Annotated in this window: 16 protein-coding genes and 2 tRNA genes; 15 read left to right on the top strand and 3 right to left on the bottom strand. The window is 71.4% G+C overall.

All coding sequences use genetic code 11. From position 1 onward, the window contains the following. The first annotated feature begins 179 nt into the window (after nt 1–179). From rsfS to ACFCV8_RS27960, 12 genes are all read left to right on the top strand, one after another. The gene (rsfS, locus tag ACFCV8_RS28015; RefSeq protein WP_376688237.1) at nt 180–611 is read left to right on the top strand and encodes a ribosome silencing factor; all 432 of its coding nucleotides are present in this window, start codon (nt 180–182) and stop codon (nt 609–611) included. Further along, nucleotides 608–1,261, top strand: a complete 654-nt coding sequence (locus tag ACFCV8_RS28010) for a histidine phosphatase family protein (RefSeq protein WP_376688238.1) — start codon at nt 608–610, stop codon at nt 1,259–1,261. The genes rsfS and ACFCV8_RS28010 overlap by 4 nt, the downstream gene beginning before the upstream one ends. Before the next feature lie 139 nt (nt 1,262–1,400). Continuing rightward, nucleotides 1,401–1,473: transfer RNA gene (locus ACFCV8_RS28005), tRNA-Ala, on the top strand. A gap of 50 nt (nt 1,474–1,523) precedes the next feature. Continuing rightward, nucleotides 1,524–2,090 (top strand): hypothetical protein, encoded by a 567-nt coding sequence (locus tag ACFCV8_RS28000; RefSeq protein WP_376688236.1) that lies wholly within the window; start codon nt 1,524–1,526, stop codon nt 2,088–2,090. Nucleotides 2,091–2,551: 461 nt separating this feature from the next. Next, nucleotides 2,552–2,785, top strand: coding sequence for a hypothetical protein (locus tag ACFCV8_RS27995; protein WP_015608461.1), 234 nt, complete (start codon nt 2,552–2,554; stop codon nt 2,783–2,785). Nucleotides 2,786–2,926: 141 nt separating this feature from the next. Next, a tRNA-Ala gene (locus ACFCV8_RS27990) sits at nt 2,927–2,999 on the top strand. Between the two features lie 281 nt (nt 3,000–3,280). Continuing rightward, nucleotides 3,281–6,154: a leucine--tRNA ligase gene (gene leuS, locus ACFCV8_RS27985; RefSeq protein WP_376688235.1), complete on the top strand. Its 2,874-nt coding sequence runs from the start codon at nt 3,281–3,283 to the stop codon at nt 6,152–6,154. Nucleotides 6,155–6,320: 166 nt separating this feature from the next. After that, a complete protein-coding gene (locus tag ACFCV8_RS27980; RefSeq protein ID WP_376688234.1) occupies nt 6,321–7,052 on the top strand; it encodes a hypothetical protein in 732 nt (243 codons plus the stop codon). Nucleotides 7,053–7,181: 129 nt separating this feature from the next. Continuing rightward, nucleotides 7,182–8,027, top strand: coding sequence for a DegV family protein (locus ACFCV8_RS27975; protein ID WP_376688233.1), 846 nt, complete (start codon nt 7,182–7,184; stop codon nt 8,025–8,027). 238 nt (nt 8,028–8,265) lie between these two features. Further along, entirely contained in the window at nt 8,266–9,216 is a 951-nt protein-coding gene (locus ACFCV8_RS27970) for a helix-hairpin-helix domain-containing protein (protein WP_376688232.1), read from the top strand. Continuing rightward, nucleotides 9,213–11,762, top strand: coding sequence for a ComEC/Rec2 family competence protein (locus ACFCV8_RS27965; protein WP_376688231.1), 2,550 nt, complete (start codon nt 9,213–9,215; stop codon nt 11,760–11,762). The genes ACFCV8_RS27970 and ACFCV8_RS27965 overlap by 4 nt, the downstream gene beginning before the upstream one ends. Nucleotides 11,763–11,909: 147 nt before the next feature. Then, on the top strand, nt 11,910–12,791 hold the full coding sequence (locus ACFCV8_RS27960; protein WP_376688230.1) for a YceI family protein: 882 nt from the start codon (nt 11,910–11,912) through the stop codon (nt 12,789–12,791). Between the two features lie 38 nt (nt 12,792–12,829). Here ACFCV8_RS27960 and ACFCV8_RS27955 read toward each other — a convergent pair whose 3' ends face one another. Next, a complete protein-coding gene (locus ACFCV8_RS27955) occupies nt 12,830–13,075 on the bottom strand; it encodes a hypothetical protein (RefSeq protein ID WP_376688229.1) in 246 nt (81 codons plus the stop codon). Between the two features lie 82 nt (nt 13,076–13,157). Here ACFCV8_RS27955 and holA point away from each other — a divergent pair, with 82 nt between their 5' ends. Further along, complete coding sequence (holA, locus tag ACFCV8_RS27950) at nt 13,158–14,144, top strand: DNA polymerase III subunit delta (protein WP_376688228.1); 987 nt, start codon at nt 13,158–13,160, stop codon at nt 14,142–14,144. A 514-nt stretch (nt 14,145–14,658) separates the two neighbouring features. On the opposite strand, the gene ACFCV8_RS27945 is transcribed toward holA, so the two are convergent. Further along, nucleotides 14,659–15,429 carry an HAD hydrolase family protein gene (locus ACFCV8_RS27945; protein WP_376688227.1) on the bottom strand — a complete coding sequence of 257 codons (771 nt, stop codon included), beginning with the start codon at nt 15,427–15,429 and terminating at the stop codon, nt 14,659–14,661. A 232-nt stretch (nt 15,430–15,661) separates the two neighbouring features. Further along, the gene (gene rpsT / locus ACFCV8_RS27940) at nt 15,662–15,928 is read right to left on the bottom strand and encodes a 30S ribosomal protein S20 (protein WP_335936930.1); all 267 of its coding nucleotides are present in this window, start codon (nt 15,926–15,928) and stop codon (nt 15,662–15,664) included. A gap of 216 nt (nt 15,929–16,144) precedes the next feature. On the opposite strand from rpsT, the gene lepA reads away from it, so the two are divergent. Together lepA and ACFCV8_RS27930 are read left to right on the top strand one after the other, a co-directional pair. After that, nucleotides 16,145–18,019, top strand: a complete 1,875-nt coding sequence (lepA, locus tag ACFCV8_RS27935; protein ID WP_376688226.1) for a translation elongation factor 4 — start codon at nt 16,145–16,147, stop codon at nt 18,017–18,019. Between the two features lie 299 nt (nt 18,020–18,318). After that, nucleotides 18,319–20,208, top strand: a complete 1,890-nt coding sequence (locus ACFCV8_RS27930) for an AMP-dependent synthetase/ligase (RefSeq protein WP_376688225.1) — start codon at nt 18,319–18,321, stop codon at nt 20,206–20,208. The last annotated feature ends 61 nt before the right edge of the window (nt 20,209–20,269 follow it).

Here is a 20,269-nt window from a genome sequence, read left to right as displayed (position 1 = left end):
TGGCCCCGCCCCCCCCCCCGGGTTTGTTCCCTTTCCTGCTGCCCCAAAAATACTTTATATTGTGTGGCGGGCCCGCCCCCCGGGCGCCCCCCTCCGGGGGGGGTGGGCCGTCACTGTGTGGGCTGTCGGTGGTCCGTGAGACCCTAGAGGTTGATCTGACCGCCGACGAAAGCCTGCATGTGACCGCCACGGACCGCTCCATCGAGCTCATCAACGCCGCCGCCCAGGCGGCCGCCGACCGGCTCGCGCACGACATCATCGCGTACGACGTCAGCGACGTGCTGTCGATCACGGACGCCTTCCTGCTGGCCTCGGCCCCCAACGACCGCCAGGTCAAGTCGATCGTCGACGAGATCGAGGAGCGGCTCCAGAAGGAGCTGGGTGCCAAGCCGGTGCGCCGCGAGGGCGACCGCGACGCGCGGTGGATCCTCCTCGACTACGTCGACATCGTCATCCACGTCCAGCACAGCGAGGAACGGGTCTTCTACGCGCTGGAGCGCCTCTGGAAGGACTGCCCCGAGATCGCGCTTCCCGAGGACGCCGTCAAGACCCGCGGCAAGGCCGAGGAGCACGCCCGGCTCACCGGCGGACCGGAAGGTGAGCAGAGCTGAACAGCAGCGGAAGCGGCAGAGGCCGCAGGATCGTTCTCTGGCGTCACGGCCAGACGGCCTGGAATCTGGAGCACAGGTTCCAGGGGTCCACGGACATCGCGCTCACCGAGGCCGGAGTCGGGCAGGCCCGCCGGGCCGCCCGGCTGCTCGCCTCGCTGAAGCCGGACGCGATCGTCGCCTCCGACCTCCGGCGGGCGGCCGACACGGCGGCCCAGCTCGCCGTGCTCACCGGCCTCGAGGTCGCGCACGACGCGAGCCTGCGGGAAACGTACGCGGGCGCCTGGCAGGGCCTCACCCACGAGGAGATCGTCGCGCGCTTCGGCGAGCAGTACGCCGCGTGGAAGCGCGGCGAGCCGGTGCGGCGCGGGGGCGGCGAGCTGGAGACCGAGGTCGCCGACCGGGCCGCCCCGGTCGTGCTCGGCCACGCCGACAAGCTGCCGGAGAACGGCACGCTGGTCGTCGTCAGCCACGGCGGCACCATCCGCACCACCATTGGCCGGCTCCTCGGCCTGGAGGCGCACCACTGGGAAGGGCTCGGCGGACTCTCCAACTGCTGCTGGTCGGTCCTGGGCGAGGGCGCGCGGGGCTGGCGCCTGCTGGAGCACAACGCGGGCACGCTGCCCGAGCCGGTGCTCGGCGACGACACCTGAGGTCTTCCGCCCGGACCGGGCGGACGCGGTCCGGCCGGGAGGGCAGGGCCTCTCCGGCCGGATTTCACTTTCTGGCAGGTCACAGGCTAAAGTTCTTCTTGTTCGCAGCGCGGGAGCGCAGAGAAAAACCGCGAATGACGGGGCTATAGCTCAGTTGGTAGAGCGCCTGCATGGCATGCAGGAGGTCAGGAGTTCAATTCTCCTTAGCTCCACAGTCAAGATCCCGTCCCCGGCAGGGGGCGGGATCTTCTGCATTCCCCTGGTGCTCGGGCAGGAGTTGGGTCGGCCGGTCTGGTCCCTGGTCTGCCCAGTGGTCTCCGTCGTGGTCTTCGTGGTCTTCGTGGCCTTCGTGGGGTACGAGTCCCGGCTCGCCGCTCGCGGTGGCGTGCCGCTGATCGCCCCCAGGGTGCTGCGCGTGCCCGGCACGGCCCCGGCGGTGCTGCGCGTCCTTCTCGTGATGGCGGTCGACGCCGGTTTCCTGTTCCTGATGACGCCGCACGTCCAGAGGGTCCTGGGCTACTCACCACTGCGGGCCGGGCTGGTGTTCGCGCCGACCGCGCTGGTCCTCGGGGCGACCGGACTGACCTGGCGGCGGTGGCCGGCGGGGCTGCGCAGATTCCTGGTGCCGGGCGGATTCGTGCTCCGGGCCGCCGTCGGTGACGGCCGTCGGGCCGCTGATGCGCGGTGGTGGCGACGGCGGTCCCCTCCTGCACGTGGTGTTCGTGACGGTGGGGGCCGGGATGGCGCCGGGCTTCGGCCCCCACCCTCACCGGGGTCCTGGCGGACGTGCGCTCCGAGGACGCGGCCGACGCGAGCGGCGTACTGGTGACCGTCACTCAGCTCGGCCGACTGGCCGGGGTCGCCGCCTTCGGCACCCCTACCTCAACTACCTCAACCGCCTCGGCACAGAAGGGCCGCAGGGGTCGGGACAGGCCCTGTGGGGGTGTGCCCTCGCGCTGTCCCTGGCCTCGCCGGCGGGCGCGGCGGCGGGGCTCGTACGGCGTCGTCGAACAGGTTGAACTCCGACGGGCTGTTCCCCTTGCGGGGTCATGGCAGAATCGGAACGCCGGAGGGGGCGACGGATCGAACGGGAGGGAGCGCGCGATGCCTGCGAGCGGCCACGAGATCCCGGACCTGCTCCTTGTTTCCGCGTTCCCCGCTTCGGTTCCTCTCCTTTCCGCGCTCCCCGTTCGGGCCGCGGATCGTGGCCCCGTCGGTCTCCCCGCCCCCGGCCCGGCCGCCCCGGTCCGTCGAGGGTGCACCGCCCGCAGCTCCGGCCGGAGCTGACCCATGGGTGCACACAGGCGGAAATGCGACTGGTGCGGCAGTGGCACGCCCATCGTCAGGGACATGGACCCGATCAATCCGGAGTACCAGTACTGGTGCGAGGAGTGCGCGCGGGCGCTGATCATAAAGGGTGACCCGATCGAGACGTACCGGGAACTGGAGGGGGAGCCGATCTACGGTCGGCTGCTGGAGGAGCACTGCACGCTCAAACGCTTCTACTCCTTCGCCACCGCCTGACCCCTCCCATGGCTGCGCCGAACACTGGGACAGCATGACAAAAACGGTCAAATCGGCACGGCGAGGAATCGATTTGGTGGACCGGGCGGGTCACCGGTAATGTTCTCGATGTCGCCAGGGAAACCGGGCGGAACACAGCAAGGGGCTATAGCTCAGTTGGTAGAGCGCCTGCATGGCATGCAGGAGGTCAGGAGTTCAATTCTCCTTAGCTCCACAGTGAAAGAGGAAGCGAGTCACTCGTCATGAGTGACTCGCTTCTTTTGTTGTGCCGATTCGGCCTCGCCCGGACCGATTCCGGGGCCGTGCGGTACCCTGGCGCCATGCGTGCCGTACGCCTTCTGCTTAGCGAGCCGCGCTGATCAGTCCCGACCGGTGAGAATGCCTGGTCGGAATCGGCGCGGCGTCCCCTCCTGTGCGAGGGGATTTTTCGTTTCCGTAGACGCGTGTCCATGGACATGGCGTCGGCAGATGTCGATCGATGGAGCTTTGAGGATCATGAGCGAGACGAATTCCGCAGCCGAGACGGCCGCGCCGCACCGCTACACGGCGGCGATGGCCGCCGACATCGAGGCACGCTGGCAGGACTTCTGGGACGCCGAGGGCACGTACGAGGCGCCGAACCCGAGCGGTGACCTGGCGGGCGATCCGGAGCTGGCCGCCAAGCCGAAGAAGTTCATCATGGACATGTTCCCTTACCCCTCGGGTGCGGGCCTGCACGTCGGCCACCCGCTGGGCTACATCGCCACCGATGTCTTCGCCCGTCACCAGCGGATGACCGGCCACAACGTGCTGCACACCCTGGGCTTCGACGCCTTCGGCCTGCCCGCCGAGCAGTACGCGGTGCAGACCGGCACGCACCCGCGGGTCTCCACCGAGGCCAATATCGAGAACATGACCGCCCAGCTGCGCCGGCTGGGTCTGGGCCACGACAAGCGCCGCTCGTTCGCCACGATCGAGGCGGACTACTACAAGTGGACCCAGTGGATCTTCCTGCAGATCTTCAACTCCTGGTACGACACCGAGGCCGACCGGGCCCGTCCGATCGCCGAGCTGGTTGCGGAGTTCGAGAGCGGTTCGCGCCCCACCCCCGACGGCCGTGACTGGAGCGCGCTGAGCGCCGTCGAGCGCGCGGACGTCCTGGGCGAGTACCGCCTGGCGTACGCCTCCGACGCGCCGGTCAACTGGTCGCCCGGCCTGGGCACCGTTCTGGCCAACGAGGAAGTCACCGCCGACGGCCGTTCCGAGCGCGGCAACTTCCCCGTGTTCAAGGCGAAGCTGCGCCAGTGGAACATGCGCATCACCGCCTACGCCGACCGGCTGCTGAACGACCTGGACGGTCTGGACTGGCCCGAGGCCATCAAGCTGCAGCAGCGCAACTGGATCGGCCGTTCCGAGGGCGCGCGCGTCGACTTCCCGGTCGAGGGCGCCGACAGCATCACCGTCTTCACGACCCGCCAGGACACCCTGTTCGGCGCCACCTACATGGTGCTGGCGCCCGAGCACGAGCTGGTGGAGCGGATCACTCCGGCCGCCTGGCCCGAGGGCACCCACGCCGTGTGGACCGGCGGTTACGCCACCCCGGCCGAGGCCGTCGCCGCGTACCGCAAGCTGGCCGCCGCCAAGTCCGACGTGGAGCGGCAGGCCGAGGCCAAGGACAAGACCGGCGTCTTCACCGGCGCGTACGCGACCAACCCGGTCAGCGGCGAGAAGGTGCCCGTCTTCATCGCCGACTACGTCCTGATGGGCTATGGCACCGGCGCGATCATGGCCGTACCGGCGCACGACGCGCGCGACTTCGCTTTCGCGCGCGCCTTCGAGCTGCCGATGCGCTGTGTCGTGGAGCCGTCGGACGACCGCGGCACCGACCCCTCGACGTGGGAGGACGCCTTCGGCTCGTACGACGCGAAGCTGGTCAACTCCGCCAACGACGAGATCTCCCTGGACGGACTGGGCGTCGTCGACGCCAAGGCACGGATCACCTCCTGGCTGACGGAGCACGGCGTCGGCGAGGGCACCGTCAACTTCCGGCTGCGCGACTGGCTGTTCAGCCGCCAGCGCTACTGGGGCGAGCCCTTCCCGATCGTCTACGACGAGGACGGCGTGGCCCACCCGCTGCCCGAGTCGATGCTGCCGCTGGAGCTGCCGGAGGTCGACGACTACTCGCCGCGCACCTTCGACCCGGACGACGCGGACACCCAGCCCGAGACCCCGCTGTCCCGGAACGCCGACTGGGTCGATGTCACCCTGGACCTGGGTGACGGCAACGGCCCGAAGAAGTACCGCCGCGAGACCAACACCATGCCCAACTGGGCGGGTTCCTGCTGGTACGAGCTGCGCTACCTGGACCCGAACAACGACCGGCAGCTGGTCGACCCCGCGATCGAGCAGTACTGGATGGGGCCGCGCGAAGGACAGCCGACCGGTGGTGTCGACCTGTACGTCGGCGGCGCCGAGCACGCCGTGCTGCACCTGCTGTACGCCCGTTTCTGGTCCAAGGTGCTGCACGATCTGGGGCACATCTCGTCCGCCGAGCCGTTCCACAAGCTGTACAACCAGGGCATGATCCAGGCGTTCGTCTACCGGGACAGCCGCGGCATCGCGGTCCCGGCGGCCGAGGTCGAGGAGCGCGACGGGGCGTTCTACTACCAGGACGAGAAGGTCAGCCGCGTCCTGGGCAAGATGGGCAAGTCCCTGAAGAACGCCGTCACCCCGGATGAGATCTGCGCCGAGTACGGGGCGGACACGCTGCGCCTGTACGAGATGGCGATGGGCCCGCTGGACGTGTCGCGGCCGTGGGACACGCGAGCCGTCGTCGGCCAGTACCGGCTGCTGCAGCGGCTGTGGCGCAACGTCGTCGACGAGGAGACCGGTGAGGTCACCGTCGTCGACGCGGAGCCGGGCGAGGAGACGCTGCGCGCGCTGCACAAGGCGATCGACGGCGTCGGCCAGGACATGGCTGGGATGCGTTTCAACACGGCGATCGCCAAGGTCACCGAGCTGAACAACCACCTGACCAAGGCGGGCGGCCCGCTGCCCCGGTCGGTCGCCGAGTCGCTGGTGCTGCTGGTGGCGCCGCTGGCCCCGCACATCGCCGAGGAACTGTGGCACCGGCTGGGCCACGCCGAGTCGGTCGTGCACCAGGACTTCCCGGTGGCCGACCCGGCGTACGTGGTGGACGAGACCGTGACCTGCGTCGTGCAGGTCAAGGGCAAGGTCAAGGCCCGCCTGGAGATCTCCCCGTCGATCACGGACGCGGAGCTGGAGGCCCTGGCCCTGGCCGACCCGGCCGTGGTCGCGGCCCTGGCCGGCGCGGGCATCCGCAAGGTGATCGTGCGGGCGCCGAAGCTGGTCAACATCGTCCCGGCGTGATGGTCGCGGCGCCCCGTGCGAGCGGGGCGCCGCAGCACCCGTGCGGTGATGTGGGGGGCTTCCCCTACGGGCAGGTTGGGGGTTTCGAAGGAACCCCCGGCCCGCCTTTTCCGTTTACGGTGGAGGAGCCGGCACCGGCAGCCGAAACGACATCCGAGGGGCGCCCATGCTAACCGCGGTCCTGATCCTGGGGTTGTTCCTTCTCGCCTTCGTGGCCCTGGGCGTGTACGTGGGCGTCAAGGCGGTCGGCGCGGCGAAGCGCGGCGTGGACCGCACGATCACGCAGGCCCGGCGCACGGTCGAGGAGACCACCCTGCGGGCCAAGAGCTACGGCCAGGCGGGTGTGTGCGGGGAGCTGGCGCAGTTGCGGCTGTCCCTGCGCACCTCCATGCGGGCCACCCAGGACGCCCTGCGGCACGGGGTCGCCGAGGACGCCTCGCTCGCGGAGTCGCTGGGCCTCTTCGAGCGGCTGAGCGTGCACGGACGGCAGCTCGACGAGGAGCTGAAGAAGCTGGAGCACGACCCCGACAGGGCGACGGTCGCCTCGCTGCTGCCCGGCCTGAAGCAGCGCACGGAGCGGATCACGCAGTCGGCGGACGCGCTGAGATGGGCCGCGCGCGACCGGGCCCGGCGGTTCACCGACGACGATCTCGACGCGTTGAACGCGCAGATCGACCTGGAGGCGGGCGCGCTGAGGCACTGGACGACACAGCAGGACGAACCGGCCCCGGGCGAGAGCCGGCCCGGGCAGGAGGCCACGAGCGGGCCGGAGCGGGGGCGGGAGCAGGAGAGCGGCCCGGCGGCCGACCGTACGACGCCTGCGATCACGGCCCCGGACCCGCTCCGGCGGACCGCGTACCCGTGGCAGAAGACGGCCCGGCCCGAAACGACGAACTGAGACGTTCGACGACCCGCCTGGGACGTTCGACGACCCTCGGCGACAGGAAGCGGTCCGAAGCGATCAGGGGAGATCATTCGGTCGGGGTCGGACTGCCGGGACACGGACTGGCCAGGTAACCTCCCGCTCATGTCCCGCCATGTCGCGATCGTCACCGATTCCACGGCCTACTTGCCGCCCGAGACGATGGAGCGGCACGGCATCACCGCGGTGCCGCTGACCGTCGTCCTCGGTGATCAGGCCCTGGAGGACGGTACCGAGGTCTCGGCCCGCTCGCTGGCGGTGGCGCTCCAGAAGCGCCGGCCGGTGACCACGTCGCGGCCGAGCCCGGAGATGTTCGCCGCCGCGTACCGGGCCGCGGCGGAGGCCGGAGCGGGCGGCGTCGTCTCGCTGCACCTCTCGGCGGAAATCTCGGGCACGTACGACGCCGCCGTGCTCGCGGCGAAGGAAGCGCCGGTTCCGGTCCGGGTGGTGGACACCGGGATGGTCGCGATGGCGCTCGGGTTCTGTGCCCTGGCCGCGGCGGAGACGGTGGAGACGGGCGGGAGCCTCGACGAGGCGGTCGCCGCCGCGGAGAAGCGGGCCGCGGGCACCTCCGCGTATTTCTACGTCGACACCCTGGACTACCTGCGCCGTGGCGGGCGGATCGGCGCGGCACAGGCGCTGCTGGGCTCGGCGCTCGCGGTGAAGCCGCTGCTCCAGCTCGACGGCGGTCGTATCGAGCTGCTGGAGAAGGTGCGGACGGCCTCGAAGGCGATCGCCCGTCTGGAGGAGATCGTCGTGGAACGGGCGGGCAGCGGGCGGGTGGACATCGCGGTGCACCACCTGGCGGCGCCCGAGCGGGCCGAGCGGCTCGCCGAGCGGCTGTGCGAGCGGGTGCCGGGGCTGGTCGATCTGCATGTGAGCGAGGTGGGCGCGGTGATCGGCGCGCACACCGGGCCGGGTCTGCTCGGAGCGGTGGTCTCGCCGCGCTGAGCCCGGTCCGCCTCTCGTGCTTCACTTCCAGGAGTGGCCGAGTTATCCACAACTGATGGGTTGTCCACGGGAATTGCTGCGGATCAGCGGGTCCGGGCGGATGTGCCTAACGTCGTGAGGCATGGCTCTCCGATCGCAACGAGTAACCAGTCGTGCAAGCAGTGGAAGCGGCAGTGGTCCCGGCCGTGCCCCGGACTCGGACGTCCGTGCGCGCAGCGGTCCCGGCCGCCGACGGCGGATGCCCGAGGGTGCGGACGCGCTGGCCGCCGCCTCGCGCCGCCGGGCCGATGCCCTGCTGGCGGGCGCGTACGGCAGGCGGCCCGCGCAGCCGGTGCGGGGGCCGGACCCGGGACCGGCGGCGGACCCGGGCGGGGCCGGGCCGGTCGTCATCGCCCGGGCTCCCGCTGCCGTGTCCGCACCCGTCTCCGTTCCCGATACCGGCTCCGGTGCTGCCCCCGGTGCCGTTCCCGGTGCTGCTCCACCCGGGCGGTGGGAGCGGCTGGTTCCCGCGCTGTGGGAGCGGATGCCGGTCTGGGTGCGGCTCAGGTGCGGCCTGGAGCCCCGGGCCCTTGCCGCGCTGGCCGTGGTCCTGGTCGCGGCCGGAGCCTTCGCCGCGGTGCACTTCTGGTCCGCGCGCCCCCACTCCGTCCGTGCGCCCGATCCGGTGACCGAGGCCGCGCGCGTACGGACACCGTCCCCGGCGGGCGGGGGCCCCGGGGCGGCGGAGCCGCCGGACGGGCCCGCCCCCGCGGCGGGTCAGGGCAGTCACGTGGTCGTCGACGTGAGCGGCAAGGTGCGCAGGCCCGGCGTGCGCCGACTGCCGTCCGGGGCGAGGGTCACCGACGCGTTGCGCGCGGCGGGCGGCGTCCGGGAGGGCGCCGACCTCACCGGCCTCAACCGGGCGCGGGTGCTCGTCGACGGGGAGCAGATCGTGGTGGGCGCACCGCCGGGGACCACGGCGCTCGGCGGGGCGGGCGTCGGCGGGAGCCCTCCGGCCGGACCGGTCGGTCTCAACACCGCGACCGCCGAGCAACTGGAGACGCTGCCCGGGGTCGGCCCGGTCCTCGCCCAGCACATCATGGAGTACCGCGCGCAGCACGGCGGCTTCCGGTCCGTCGACGAACTGCGCGAGGTCAACGGGATCGGTGACCGCAGGTTCTCCGACCTCCGCCCGCTGGTGGGGCCGTGAGCGGCGGGGACGTCCACGAGGCGCCGGACAGCCGGACCGGTGCCGCCGGGCCGCGCCGGGAGGGCCCGGTCGATCTCCGACTGGTTCCACCGGCCCTGGCGGTCTGGGGCGGGGCCGCACTGGCGCTGAGCGCGCCGGGGCGGTGGACCTTCATGGGCGTGCTGCTCTGCGTGGGCGCGGCCCTGGTACTCCTCGCCGCGTCGGGGAACCGGAGGTACCGCACCGCCCCGCACGGGCCCTCCGCGGGCTTCCGGCGGCCCCGGGACGTGGCGACCGCGACCGCCATCGCCGCGGTGCTGCTCTGCGCGGCGGCCGGGGCCACCTCCGCCGGGCTGCGCAGCGCGGACGTACGGGACGGGCCGGTCCACCTGCGGGCCCAGCGGTTCGAGCGGGCCGAGGCGGAAGTGACCGTGACGTCCGACGCCCGGCGGACCCTGCCCCGGGTGCAGGGCGACCGCACCATGCCCCTGTCGCTCCTCGTGGACGCCGAGGTGACCCGGCTGACCGGCCCCGGCGGCACGGTCACCGGGCTGAGCACGCCGGTGCTGCTCATCGTCAAACCCGGGGCGGCGGCGGAGCGGTGGCAGCGGCTGCTCCCGTCGACCCGACTGCGCGTCGGCGGCCGACTGGCACCACCGCTGCACGCGGGCGAGCGCAGCGCCGCCGTACTGAGGGTGGAGGGCAAGGGACCACCCCGGGTCATCGGCACGCCATCCCTCCTCCAGCGAACGGCTGGCGCGCTGCGGGGCGGTCTGCGGCAGGCGACCGAACGGCTCGCCCCCGACGCGCGGGCCCTGCTGCCGGGCCTGGTGGTCGGCGACACCTCACGGGTCGGTCCCGAACTGCACGAGGCGTTCAAGGCCACCGACCTCACCCACCTGATGGCGGTCTCGGGCGCCAATCTGGCGATCCTGCTCATCCTCCTCATCGGGCCGCCGGGCATGGCGACCCGCGCCGAACGCCGCGGTCTGGCACCCCGGCTGGGGATTCCGCTCCGGCTGACGGCGCTGCTCGGCGGCGGGCTCACCCTGGCCTTCGTACTGGTCTGCCGACCCGAGCCGAGCGTGCTGCGAGCCGCGGCCTGTGGACTGATCACCCTGCTCGCGATCGGTACGGGGCGGCGCAGATCGCTGATCCCGGCACTGGCCGCCGCCGTTCTGCTGCTGGTGCTCCACGACCCGTGGATGGCGCGCAGTTACGGTTTCATCCTTTCCGTGCTGGCCACCGGAGCCCTCCTGACCATCGCCCCGGTGTGGAGCGACGCGCTGCGACGGCGCGGCGTTCCGCCCCGGCTCGCGGAGGCGCTGGCCGCGGCGGCCGCCGCGCAGGCGGTGTGCGCTCCGGTCGTCGTGCTGCTGGCCTCCCGGGTCAGCCTGGTGGCGATTCCGTGCAACCTCCTGGCCGAGTTCGCGGTGGCACCGGCCACGGTCCTCGGGTTCGCGGCGCTGGCCGTGGCGCCGTTGGCGATGCCGGTGGCGGAACTGCTCGCCCGGGTCGCGGGGTGGCCGGCCGGGTGGATCGCCACGGTGGCCAGGACCGGGGCGGCCCTGCCCGGCGCGGGGATCGACTGGCCGGACGGCGGTACGGGGGCGGTGCTGCTCGCCGTCCTGACCGTGCTGCTGGTGCTCCTGGCCCGGCGCCTCGCGCGTCACCCCTGGGCCTGCTCGGCCGCGGCGCTGCTGCTGGTCCTCGCGGTGCTGCGCCCGGTGCCGCTCACCCGGGTACTGACCGGGTGGCCGCCGCCGGGCTGGGCGTTCGCCATGTGCGATGTGGGGCAGGGGGACGCGCTGGTGCTGGCCGCGGGGGAGGGGGCGGGGGTGGTCGTCGACGCCGGGCCCGATCCGTCGCTCGTCGACCGGTGCCTGGGCGAACTCGGTGTCAGCAGGGTGCCGTTCCTGGTCCTCACGCACTTCCACGCCGATCATGTGCGCGGGCTGCCCGGTGTACTGCGGGGCAGGTCGGTGGGCGCGATCGAGACAACCGGCCTGGACGAACCGCCCGACCAGGCCGCCTTCGTACGCAGAACGGCAGCCGCGGCACACGTACCGCTGGTCCGGGCCGTGCCGGAGGAGCGCCGCAGGATCGGGACGCTCGACTGGCGGGTCCTGTGGTCCGCCGGCACGGCGGGGTCCGCTGGTGGTCGGGCCGGCCCCGGCTCCGAGCCGGTGCCCCGGGAGCCGAACGATGCCAGTGTCGCCCTGTACGTCCGGACCGGCGGGCTCACCCTGTTGCTCATGGGTGACCTCGAACCACCGGCCCAGCAAGGGCTGTTGCGCAGATACCCGACGCTGTCCGGGGTGGACGTGCTCAAGGTCGCCCACCACGGCTCGGCGCACCAGGATCCCGCCCTGCTGCGTGCCGCGCGCCCGAGACTCGCTCTGGTGAGCGTGGGCCGGGACAACCCGTACGGTCACCCGGCCGAACGCACCGTCGACGCGCTCCGGGCAGGTGGGGCCATGGTGCTGCGTACCGATACGGAGGGGGCGATCGCCGTGTCCGGCGCTGGACCAGGGCTGCGGGCGGTGGGCAATTCGGGCCTTTGGTGATGGCTCGGATCAAGTCATTCCGAGTCGCTCCGTTTGCCTCGAACGCCACAATGGTGGTCGAATGCATGGTCGTCCGTGGGCCGCTGCTCCGAGTGGGAGGTTCAGCCGCCGGGCCCCAGGCGAATGGTTTCCGGGGAGAGGTGGAAGATGTTCGGGCGTTGGCTGAAGAACCGTGCGACGGGACCGGCACAGGGCAACGCCCTTGCCGGGCTCAAGATGCCGCGTACCGCCGGGCTGCTCAGCTGCCGGGTGCTCGATCCGGTCAACGAGATCGTTCCGATGGCCGAGTTCGCGGTCATGGACAGGTCCGGTCACAGAATCTTCAGCGGTGAGACGGACCCGTTCGGCAGTGTGCTCGCCACCGTCCCGGCCGGTGAGTACCGGCTGGTCGTCACGGCCGAGGGCTTCACCCCGTTCCACGGCTCGGCCACGGTGGTCGCGGGCGGTCATGCCGACCTCGGCGACGTGACCCTTCAGCTGTCGGCGCCCCCGCAGCTTCCCGCCCCGGGAGAGTGGGTGATCGAGCCGACGCACTCGCAGATCGGCTTCACCGCCCGGCACATCGGTCTCGCGCGCATCCACGGCCGGTTCAACACCTTCGCGGGGGCCGTGCGGATCGCCGACCGCATGGAGGACTCGGCCATGCACGTGATCATCGACGCCGCGTCCATCGACACGAACGTCCAGATGCGCGACGACCACCTGCGCTCCAGCGACTTCCTCGATGTCGGGCACTATCCCACGATGGAGTTCTACAGCGACCGCTTCGTCCACCGGGGCGGCACCCGCTGGGGTGTGACCGGCGCGCTCACCCTTCACGGCGTCAGCCGGACGGTCACGCTGGACAGCCAGTACCTCGGTCTCGGGAGCGGCCTGGAGGGCGAGACCCGCGCCGCCTGCCGGGCCACCACGGAACTGCACCGCGAGGACTTCACCCTGACGTGGCAGACCATGCTGGCCCGTGGCATCGCGGCCATCGGCTCCAGCATCGCCATTGACCTGGACATCCAGATCGTCCCCAAGGGCTGAACCGGGGAAGCACCCGAGGCCCCCGGAGGCGGTCGGCGCTACGGGGTTTCGAGCCACCCCTCGTACTCCGCCGCGAAAGCGTCGAGGGCGGAGGCGTCCAGCCGCTCCGCGGAGTCCTCCACGACCACCAGCCACTGGACGTCCTCGGCGTCGTCCTCGCCGGCCAGCGCGTCGCGCACCAGCTGGGGCTCCTCGGAGATCCCGAAGCGCTGGCCGAGCTCCTCGGCCACCTCCTCCGCGGCGTCGCGGTCGGGCAGCACCAGCACATGTCTCACATTGCTCACCGGCCCATTCTCCCGTACCGGGGGAGCCGCGTGGGAGGGAGCCCGGGGCCGCTGTCGGTGGTGCGTGGGATGCTGGACGGCGATGGCCACCAGAAAGAGTTCCACCGACGACCCGCTCGCCCCCCTCACGCTCGCCGTGGGCCAGGAGGATCTGCTCCTGGACCGTGCGGTGCAGCAGGTGGTGGCGGCGGCCCGCGCCTCCGACCCCGACACGGATGTCCGCGACCTCACCTCCGACCAGCTCCAGCCCGGCACCCTCGCCGAGCTGACGAGCCCCTCGCTCTTCGCCGAGCGCAAGGTGGTGATCGTGCGCGGCGCGCAGGATCTCTCCGCCGACTCGGTCAAGGACGTCAAGGCGTACCTCGGTGATCCGGTCGAGGAGATCACCCTGGTCCTGCTGCACGCGGGCGGTGCCAAGGGGAAGGGGCTGCTGGACGCGGCGCGCAAGGCCGGGGCGCGGGAGGTCGCCTGCCCGAAGACGACCAAGCCGGCCGAGCGGCTGTCGTTCGTGAGGTCGGAGTTCCGGGCGCTGGGCCGTTCGGCCACGCCCGAGGCGTGCCAGGCGCTGGTCGACTCCATCGGGAGCGATTTGCGGGAGCTGGCGAGCGCGGTCTCGCAGCTCGTCGCGGACGTCGAGGGCACCATCGACGAGGCGGTCGTCGCCCGCTACTACACGGGCCGCGCCGAGGCGTCGAGCTTCACGGTCGCCGACCGTGCGGTGGAGGGACGGGCCGCGGAGGCGCTGGAGGCGCTGCGCTGGTCGTTGTCGACGGGCGTGGCGCCGGTACTGATCACGAGTGCGCTGGCCCAGGGCGTACGGGCGATCGGCAAGCTGTCCTCGGCCCGCGGCGGCCGCCCCGCCGACCTCGCCCGCGAGCTGGGCATGCCGCCCTGGAAGATCGACCGGGTACGGCAGCAGATGCGCGGCTGGACGCCCGACGGGGTGGCCCTCGCGCTGCGCGCGGTCGCGGACGCGGACGCCGGGGTCAAGGGCGGCGGCGACGACCCGGAGTACGCGCTGGAGAAGGCCGTGGTCGCGGTGGCGCGGGCCGCACGGTCGGGCCGGTAGGTCCGGGGGTCCTCGAACTGCCGCCTGCCGTGCGACGCCCGGCACGCACGCCTGCCGCGTTGCCGGAGTCTTTCTCGTACGGCTTGGTACGAGGACGGTCCTCCCGCTTGTGATCACACGGCCCGGACGCCGCACGGCCCGGACGCCGCGCACCGGACGCCGCACGGTCCGGACGCCTGCCGGACGACGGCAGTTCGAAGACAGGGCCCGGGCACCGTGACCGCAGCAGCGATCCATCCATGGCGCCGACCGCGATCGGGCCGGACAGCCCCCAGGGGTGCGCGGTGCGCCGGGCGGTTGACCGGATGTGTCTGCCGGACTGGTGATCGGCGATCAGCGATCGGTGATGCGGTACGGATCGGATCACGTCGCTGGCCGGCCTCGCCGCGGGCAGGCACCGAGGTGCGCCCGGCCACGGGCACCGACAGGCTTGTCGCCGCCGGGCAGCGTTTCACCGCGCGGCAGCCCTCGTCCGTCCGGATCCGTCCGGATCCGTGGCCGGTCAATCCGGCCCTCAGGCCGTGGGCGTCGCAGTGGCCAGGAGGGAGATCTCGGCGGCGACCGCGGCGGGGTCGGGGGCGACGGTGACACGAGCGACGTCGTCCAGGCCGGGGTGGGTGCCGACCCGGACCCCGTGCCGTGCGTTGCGCAGCAGGTCGAGATCGTTGATGTCGTTGCCGAAGGCGTCGTACTGGTCGATCCCCAGGGAGGTCAGGGCCTCCCACTTGTTCGTGGCGCCCGGGGCGAAGTCGACGATCGCCTCGTCGAGGTGGTGGTTGACGGTCATCCCGAGCGTGCGGCCGGCCTCCGCGAGTGCTGCCATGTCGGTCGCGTCGACCACGAGGAACTTCACGACGGCGGGGAGATCGGCGATTTCGACCCGGCTGGCGAGGCGGCCCTGGTCGACGCGGTCGAGGATCGGGTGGCTCGTAGGCCCGGTGTAGGCGTAGTCCCAGGGGCCGTCCGCGAGGTAGCCGGCCCGGAACCGTTCGGCCTCCACCAGCAGCCGGTCGAGTTCGCCTGCGCCGAACGCGGCGCGCGCCCGGACCTGGCCGGCGACCGAGACGAGGCTGCCGTTCCCGCCTATCAGCGTGGCGGTGGGGAAACGCCCGCCGAGGACGGGCAGGAGGTCGCGGACCGGCCGGGCGGAGGCGAAGACCAGCTGGTGACCAGCACGCTCGCAGCCCTCGAGAGCGGCGAGGATCCTGCCGTCGATCGTCCGCCCGTCGAAGCAGAGAGTGCCGTCGATGTCGAAGACCGTGGTGCGGGTGCTGGAAATGATCACGCCAGGATGATATCGAGCCACCACCGCGCACGGCTTGCCGCCCGCCGTCCGCCGCGTACGCCGAAGGCCCCGGCCACCGCCCTGGGGGAGAGCGGAGGCCGGGGCCTTCGGTTCACGCTTGTGGTGCGCCGCACCCGCGTGGCGAACGCAGGTTCGGTGTGCGGCGCGGGGTGCCGGTCAGGAGCGGGAGAGAGGGCCCGCTTGGTCCGTCCCGGCGATCACATCAGAATGCTCAGCCCTGGAGGGAGGCAACCTTGGAGGCCAGCGCCGACTTCTTGTTGGCGGCGGCGTTCTTGTGGATGACACCCTTCGAGACGGCCTTGTCGAGCGCACGGGAAGCGTCGCGGGTGGCCACGGTGGCCTTCTCGACGTCACCGGCGGCGACGGCCTCGCGGGCCTTGCGGATAGCGGTCTTGAGCGAGGACTTGACGGCCTTGTTGCGCAGGCGCGCCTTCTCGTTCGTCTTGTTCCGCTTGATCTGGGACTTGATGTTCGCCACGAAAAGAGCCTTTTCAGGTTCGTTGGGTCTTCGATGTGCGCCTCGCGGCCCGAGAGAGTCGCGAGACACAGCTGTCAACGGTACCAGCCCCGCTCCGACCGGCCCAAACCGGTCTCCGCCCGGCAACCATGGGACGATGGAGGCTACGTATCGATCCGACCGACCCGACATCGACCCGAGACACGGCGTTCGGCGTCTCAAGAATCAGGACCCTGCGTGCCCGCGACCCCTACCCACGTGCCCGAGCCGAGCCGTACCGACCCGGCGCTGATCCGCAACTTCTGCATCATCGCGCACATCGACCACGGCAAGTCGACCCTTGCCGACCGGATGCTCCAGCTGACCGGGGTGGTCGACCAGCGGCAGATGCGTGCTCAGTACCTCGACCGTATGGACATCGAGCGCGAGCGCGGCATCACCATCAAGTCCCAGGCGGTCCGTCTGCCCTGGACGCCCGAGACGGGCGAGGGACAGGGCCGCACCCATGTCCTCAACATGATCGACACCCCGGGCCACGTGGACTTCACCTACGAGGTCTCGCGTTCGCTCGCCGCCTGCGAGGGCACGGTCCTGCTGGTCGACGCGGCCCAGGGCATCGAGGCCCAGACGCTCGCCAACCTCTACCTGGCGATGGAGAACGACCTCACCATCGTCCCGGTGCTCAACAAGATCGACCTGCCGGCCGCGCAGCCGGAGAAGTTCTCCGAGGAGCTGGCCAACCTCATCGGCTGCCAGCCGGAGGACGTGCTCAAGGTCTCCGCGAAGACCGGCATCGGCGTGGACGCGCTGCTCGACCGGGTGGTCAGGGACGTCCCGGCCCCGGTCGGTGTGGCGGACGCCCCGGCCCGCGCGATGATCTTCGACTCGGTCTACGACTCGTACCGCGGCGTCGTCACGTACGTCCGAGTGGTCGACGGGCAGCTGAACAAGCGCGAGCGCATCCGGATGATGTCCACCGGCGCCACCCACGAGCTGCTGGAGATCGGGGTCTCCTCCCCGGAGATGACCCCGGCCGACGGCCTCGGCGTCGGCGAGGTCGGCTACATCATCACCGGGGTGAAGGACGTCCGGCAGTCCAAGGTCGGTGACACGATCACCTCCCTGAACAAGGGTGCGACCGAGGCGCTGGGCGGCTACAAGGACCCCAAGCCGATGGTCTTCTCCGGGCTCTACCCGCTGGACGGCTCGGACTACCCGGACCTGCGCGAGGCCCTCGACAAGCTCCAGCTCAACGACGCCGCCCTGGTGTACGAGCCGGAGACCTCCGCGGCCCTCGGCTTCGGCTTCCGCGTCGGCTTCCTCGGCCTGCTCCACCTCGACGTGATCCGTGAGCGGCTGGAGCGCGAGTTCGGCCTCGATCTCATCGCCACCGCCCCCAACGTGGTCTACCGCGTCGACATGGAGGACGGCACCGAGCACACCGTCACCAACCCGAGCGAATTCCCCGAGGGCAAGATCGACAAGGTGCACGAGCCCGTCGTGCGCGCCACGGTCCTGGCCCCCAGCGAGTTCATCGGCGCGATCATGGAGCTCTGCCAGCAGCGCCGCGGCACCCTCCTCGGCATGGACTACCTCTCCGAGGACCGGGTCGAGATCCGCTACACCCTGCCGCTCGCCGAGATCGTCTTCGACTTCTTCGACCAGCTGAAGTCCAAGACGCGCGGGTACGCCTCGCTCGACTACGAGCCCACCGGCGAGCAGACCGCCCAGCTCGTCAAGGTCGACATCCTGCTGCACGGCGACAAGGTCGACGCGTTCTCCGCCGTCACGCACAAGGACAAGGCGTACGCGTACGGCGTGCGGCTGGTCGCCAAGCTGCGCGAGCTGATCCCCCGGCAGAACTTCGAGGTGCCGATCCAGGCCGCCATCGGCGCCCGGGTCATCGCCCGTGAGACGGTCCGCGCCATCCGCAAGGACGTCCTCGCCAAGTGCTACGGCGGTGACATCTCCCGTAAGCGGAAGCTGCTGGAGAAGCAGAAGGAAGGCAAGAAGCGGATGAAGATGGTCGGCAGCGTGGAGGTCCCGCAGGAGGCCTTCATCGCCGTGCTGTCCACGGACGAGTCCGGCGGGGAGAGCAAGGGCAAGAAGTAGCCCCGCCCCGCATCGAGGCCGTCCGGACGGGCCCCCGCACCGCAGCGTTCAGCGGCGGCGGGGGCCCGTTCGTTATGAAGCGGCGGCCCCTTGCCTCTTACGCGGGGGACCCGGGCGCTCTACCCTGATCACGGCCTCGTAGTTACTCGCCAGTTAAACAAGCGGGACCGGGTGCCGCCGGACCAGCGGACGGCCGTACGCGGGAAACGAAGCGAAGCAGGACGAAGAAGCAGGAACATCAGCAGTCAGCAGCAAACAGCAGCCGGTCGTGAAGCACTGCCGCAGGCCCGGAGGACGTCGTGAGCGACACACTGACCTTGATCGAGAACCGACCGCCCTCCGTGGCGAACCTCTTCATCGACCGCGTGGCGGCCACCCCCGACGGGGAGGCGTACCGCTACCCCGTCCCCTCGGCCACCGGCCAGGGGCCCGATGAGTGGAAGTCGCTGAGCTGGGCGCAGGCCGCCGAGCGGGTCTATGCCGTCGCCGCCGGACTCATCGCCCTGGGCGTCGGGGCCGAGGAGCGGGTCGCGCTCGCCTCCGGCACCCGGGTGGAGTGGATCCTCGCCGACCTCGGCGTGATGTGCGCGGGCGCCGCCACCACCACGGTCTACCCGTCGACCAATGCCGAGGAGTCGGCGTTCATCCTCTCCGACTCCGGCAGCCGGGTCCTGATCGCGGAGGACGCCGGGCAGCTGGCCAAGGCCCGCGAGCGCCGCGCCGAGCTGCCCGAGCTCGCTCATGTCGTCGTCATCGATCCCGAGGGCGCCGAAGCCGCCGAGGACGACCCCGAGGGCTGGCTGCTCACCCTCGCCGAGCTGGAGGCCCGCGGCACCGCGTACCTCACGGAGCACCCCGGGGCGATCAAGGAGCGGGTCGCCGCCATCACCCCGGAGCAGCTCGCCACCCTGATCTACACCTCGGGCACCACCGGTCGGCCCAAGGGAGTGCGCCTGCCGCACGACAACTGGTCGTACATGGCCAAGGCCACCGTCTCCACCGGCCTCATCACCTCCGAGGACGTCCAGTACCTCTGGCTGCCGCTCGCGCACGTCTTCGGCAAGGTCCTCACCTCCGGCCAGATCGAGGTGGGCCACGTCACCGCCGTCGACGGCCGGGTCGACAAGATCATCGAGAACCTGCCGGTCGTCCAGCCGACGTACATGGCGGCCGTGCCCCGCATCTTCGAGAAGGTCTACAACGGCGTCGCCGCCAAGGCCCGGGCCGGGGGCGGGGCCAAGTACAAGATCTTCCAGTGGGCGGCCGGGGTCGCCAGGGAGTACGCCACGGTCTCGCAGGACAACTTCCGGCGCACCGGTACCGCCTCCGTCCCCTTCGCGCTCGGCGCCAAGCACAAGGTCGCCGACACCCTGGTCTTCGCCAAGATCCGGGAGGCCTTCGGCGGCCGGCTGCGGGCCTGCGTCTCCGGCTCCGCGGCGCTCGCCCCCGACATCGGCCTCTTCTTCGCGGGCGCGGGCATCCACATCCTGGAGGGCTACGGACTCACCGAGTCCAGCGCCGCCTCCTTCGTCAACCCGGGCGAGGCCTACCGCACCGGCACCGTCGGCAAGCCGCTCCCCGGCACCGAGGTACGGATCGCCGACGACGGCGAGATCCTGCTGCGCGGCCCCGGCATCATGGAGGGCTACCACGGACAGCCGGAGAAGACGGCCGAGGTCCTGGAGTCGGACGGCTGGTTCCACACCGGTGACATCGGCGAGCTGTCCGTGGACGGCTACCTGCGGATCACCGACCGCAAGAAGGACCTGATCAAGACGTCCGGCGGCAAGTACATCGCCCCGGCGGAGGTCGAGGGGCAGTTCAAGGCGGTCTGCCCGTTCGTCTCCAACATCCTGGTGCACGGCGCCGACCGCAATTTCTGCACCGCGCTGATCGCGCTCGACGAGCCGACCCTCCTCGGCTGGGCCGCCGAGAACGGCCTGGGCGGCAAGCCGTACGCCGACGTGGTGGCCGCCCCGCAGACCGTCGCGCTCATCGAGGGCTACGTGAAGCGGCTCAACGGGGGCCTCCAGCGCTGGCAGACCATCAAGAAGTTCCGGCTGCTGCCCCGCGACCTCGACATCGAGCACGGCGAGCTGACCCCCAGCCTCAAGCTCAAGCGGCCGGTCGTCGAGCGTGCGTACAAGGACCTCATCGACGACATGTACGCGGGAACCCGCGAGGCGTAGGGCCTGCCGCGCCCCGCCGGCGCGGCCACCACGCCCCACCGGCGCGGCCGCGAGTCCTGAC

The organism is Streptomyces sp. NPDC056347, from assembly GCF_042262625.1.
Taxonomy (GTDB): domain Bacteria; phylum Actinomycetota; class Actinomycetes; order Streptomycetales; family Streptomycetaceae; genus Streptomyces.
The sequence above is the reverse complement of the archived record's forward strand: the minus strand, read 5'-3'. Positions and strand labels throughout refer to the sequence as shown.

Excerpts from the sequence above, each read along its gene's own strand:
- ACFCV8_RS27995 (WP_015608461.1), top strand. The coding sequence starts at position 2,552 with ATGGGTGCACACAGGCGGAAATGCGACTGGTGCGGCAGTGGCACGCCC.
- leuS (WP_376688235.1), top strand. The coding sequence starts at position 3,281 with ATGAGCGAGACGAATTCCGCAGCCGAGACGGCCGCGCCGCACCGCTAC.
- ACFCV8_RS27980 (WP_376688234.1), top strand. The coding sequence starts at position 6,321 with ATGCTAACCGCGGTCCTGATCCTGGGGTTGTTCCTTCTCGCCTTCGTG.
- ACFCV8_RS27975 (WP_376688233.1), top strand. The coding sequence starts at position 7,182 with ATGTCCCGCCATGTCGCGATCGTCACCGATTCCACGGCCTACTTGCCG.
- ACFCV8_RS27970 (WP_376688232.1), top strand. The coding sequence starts at position 8,266 with ATGCCCGAGGGTGCGGACGCGCTGGCCGCCGCCTCGCGCCGCCGGGCC.
- ACFCV8_RS27960 (WP_376688230.1), top strand. The coding sequence starts at position 11,910 with ATGTTCGGGCGTTGGCTGAAGAACCGTGCGACGGGACCGGCACAGGGC.
- holA (WP_376688228.1), top strand. The coding sequence starts at position 13,158 with ATGGCCACCAGAAAGAGTTCCACCGACGACCCGCTCGCCCCCCTCACG.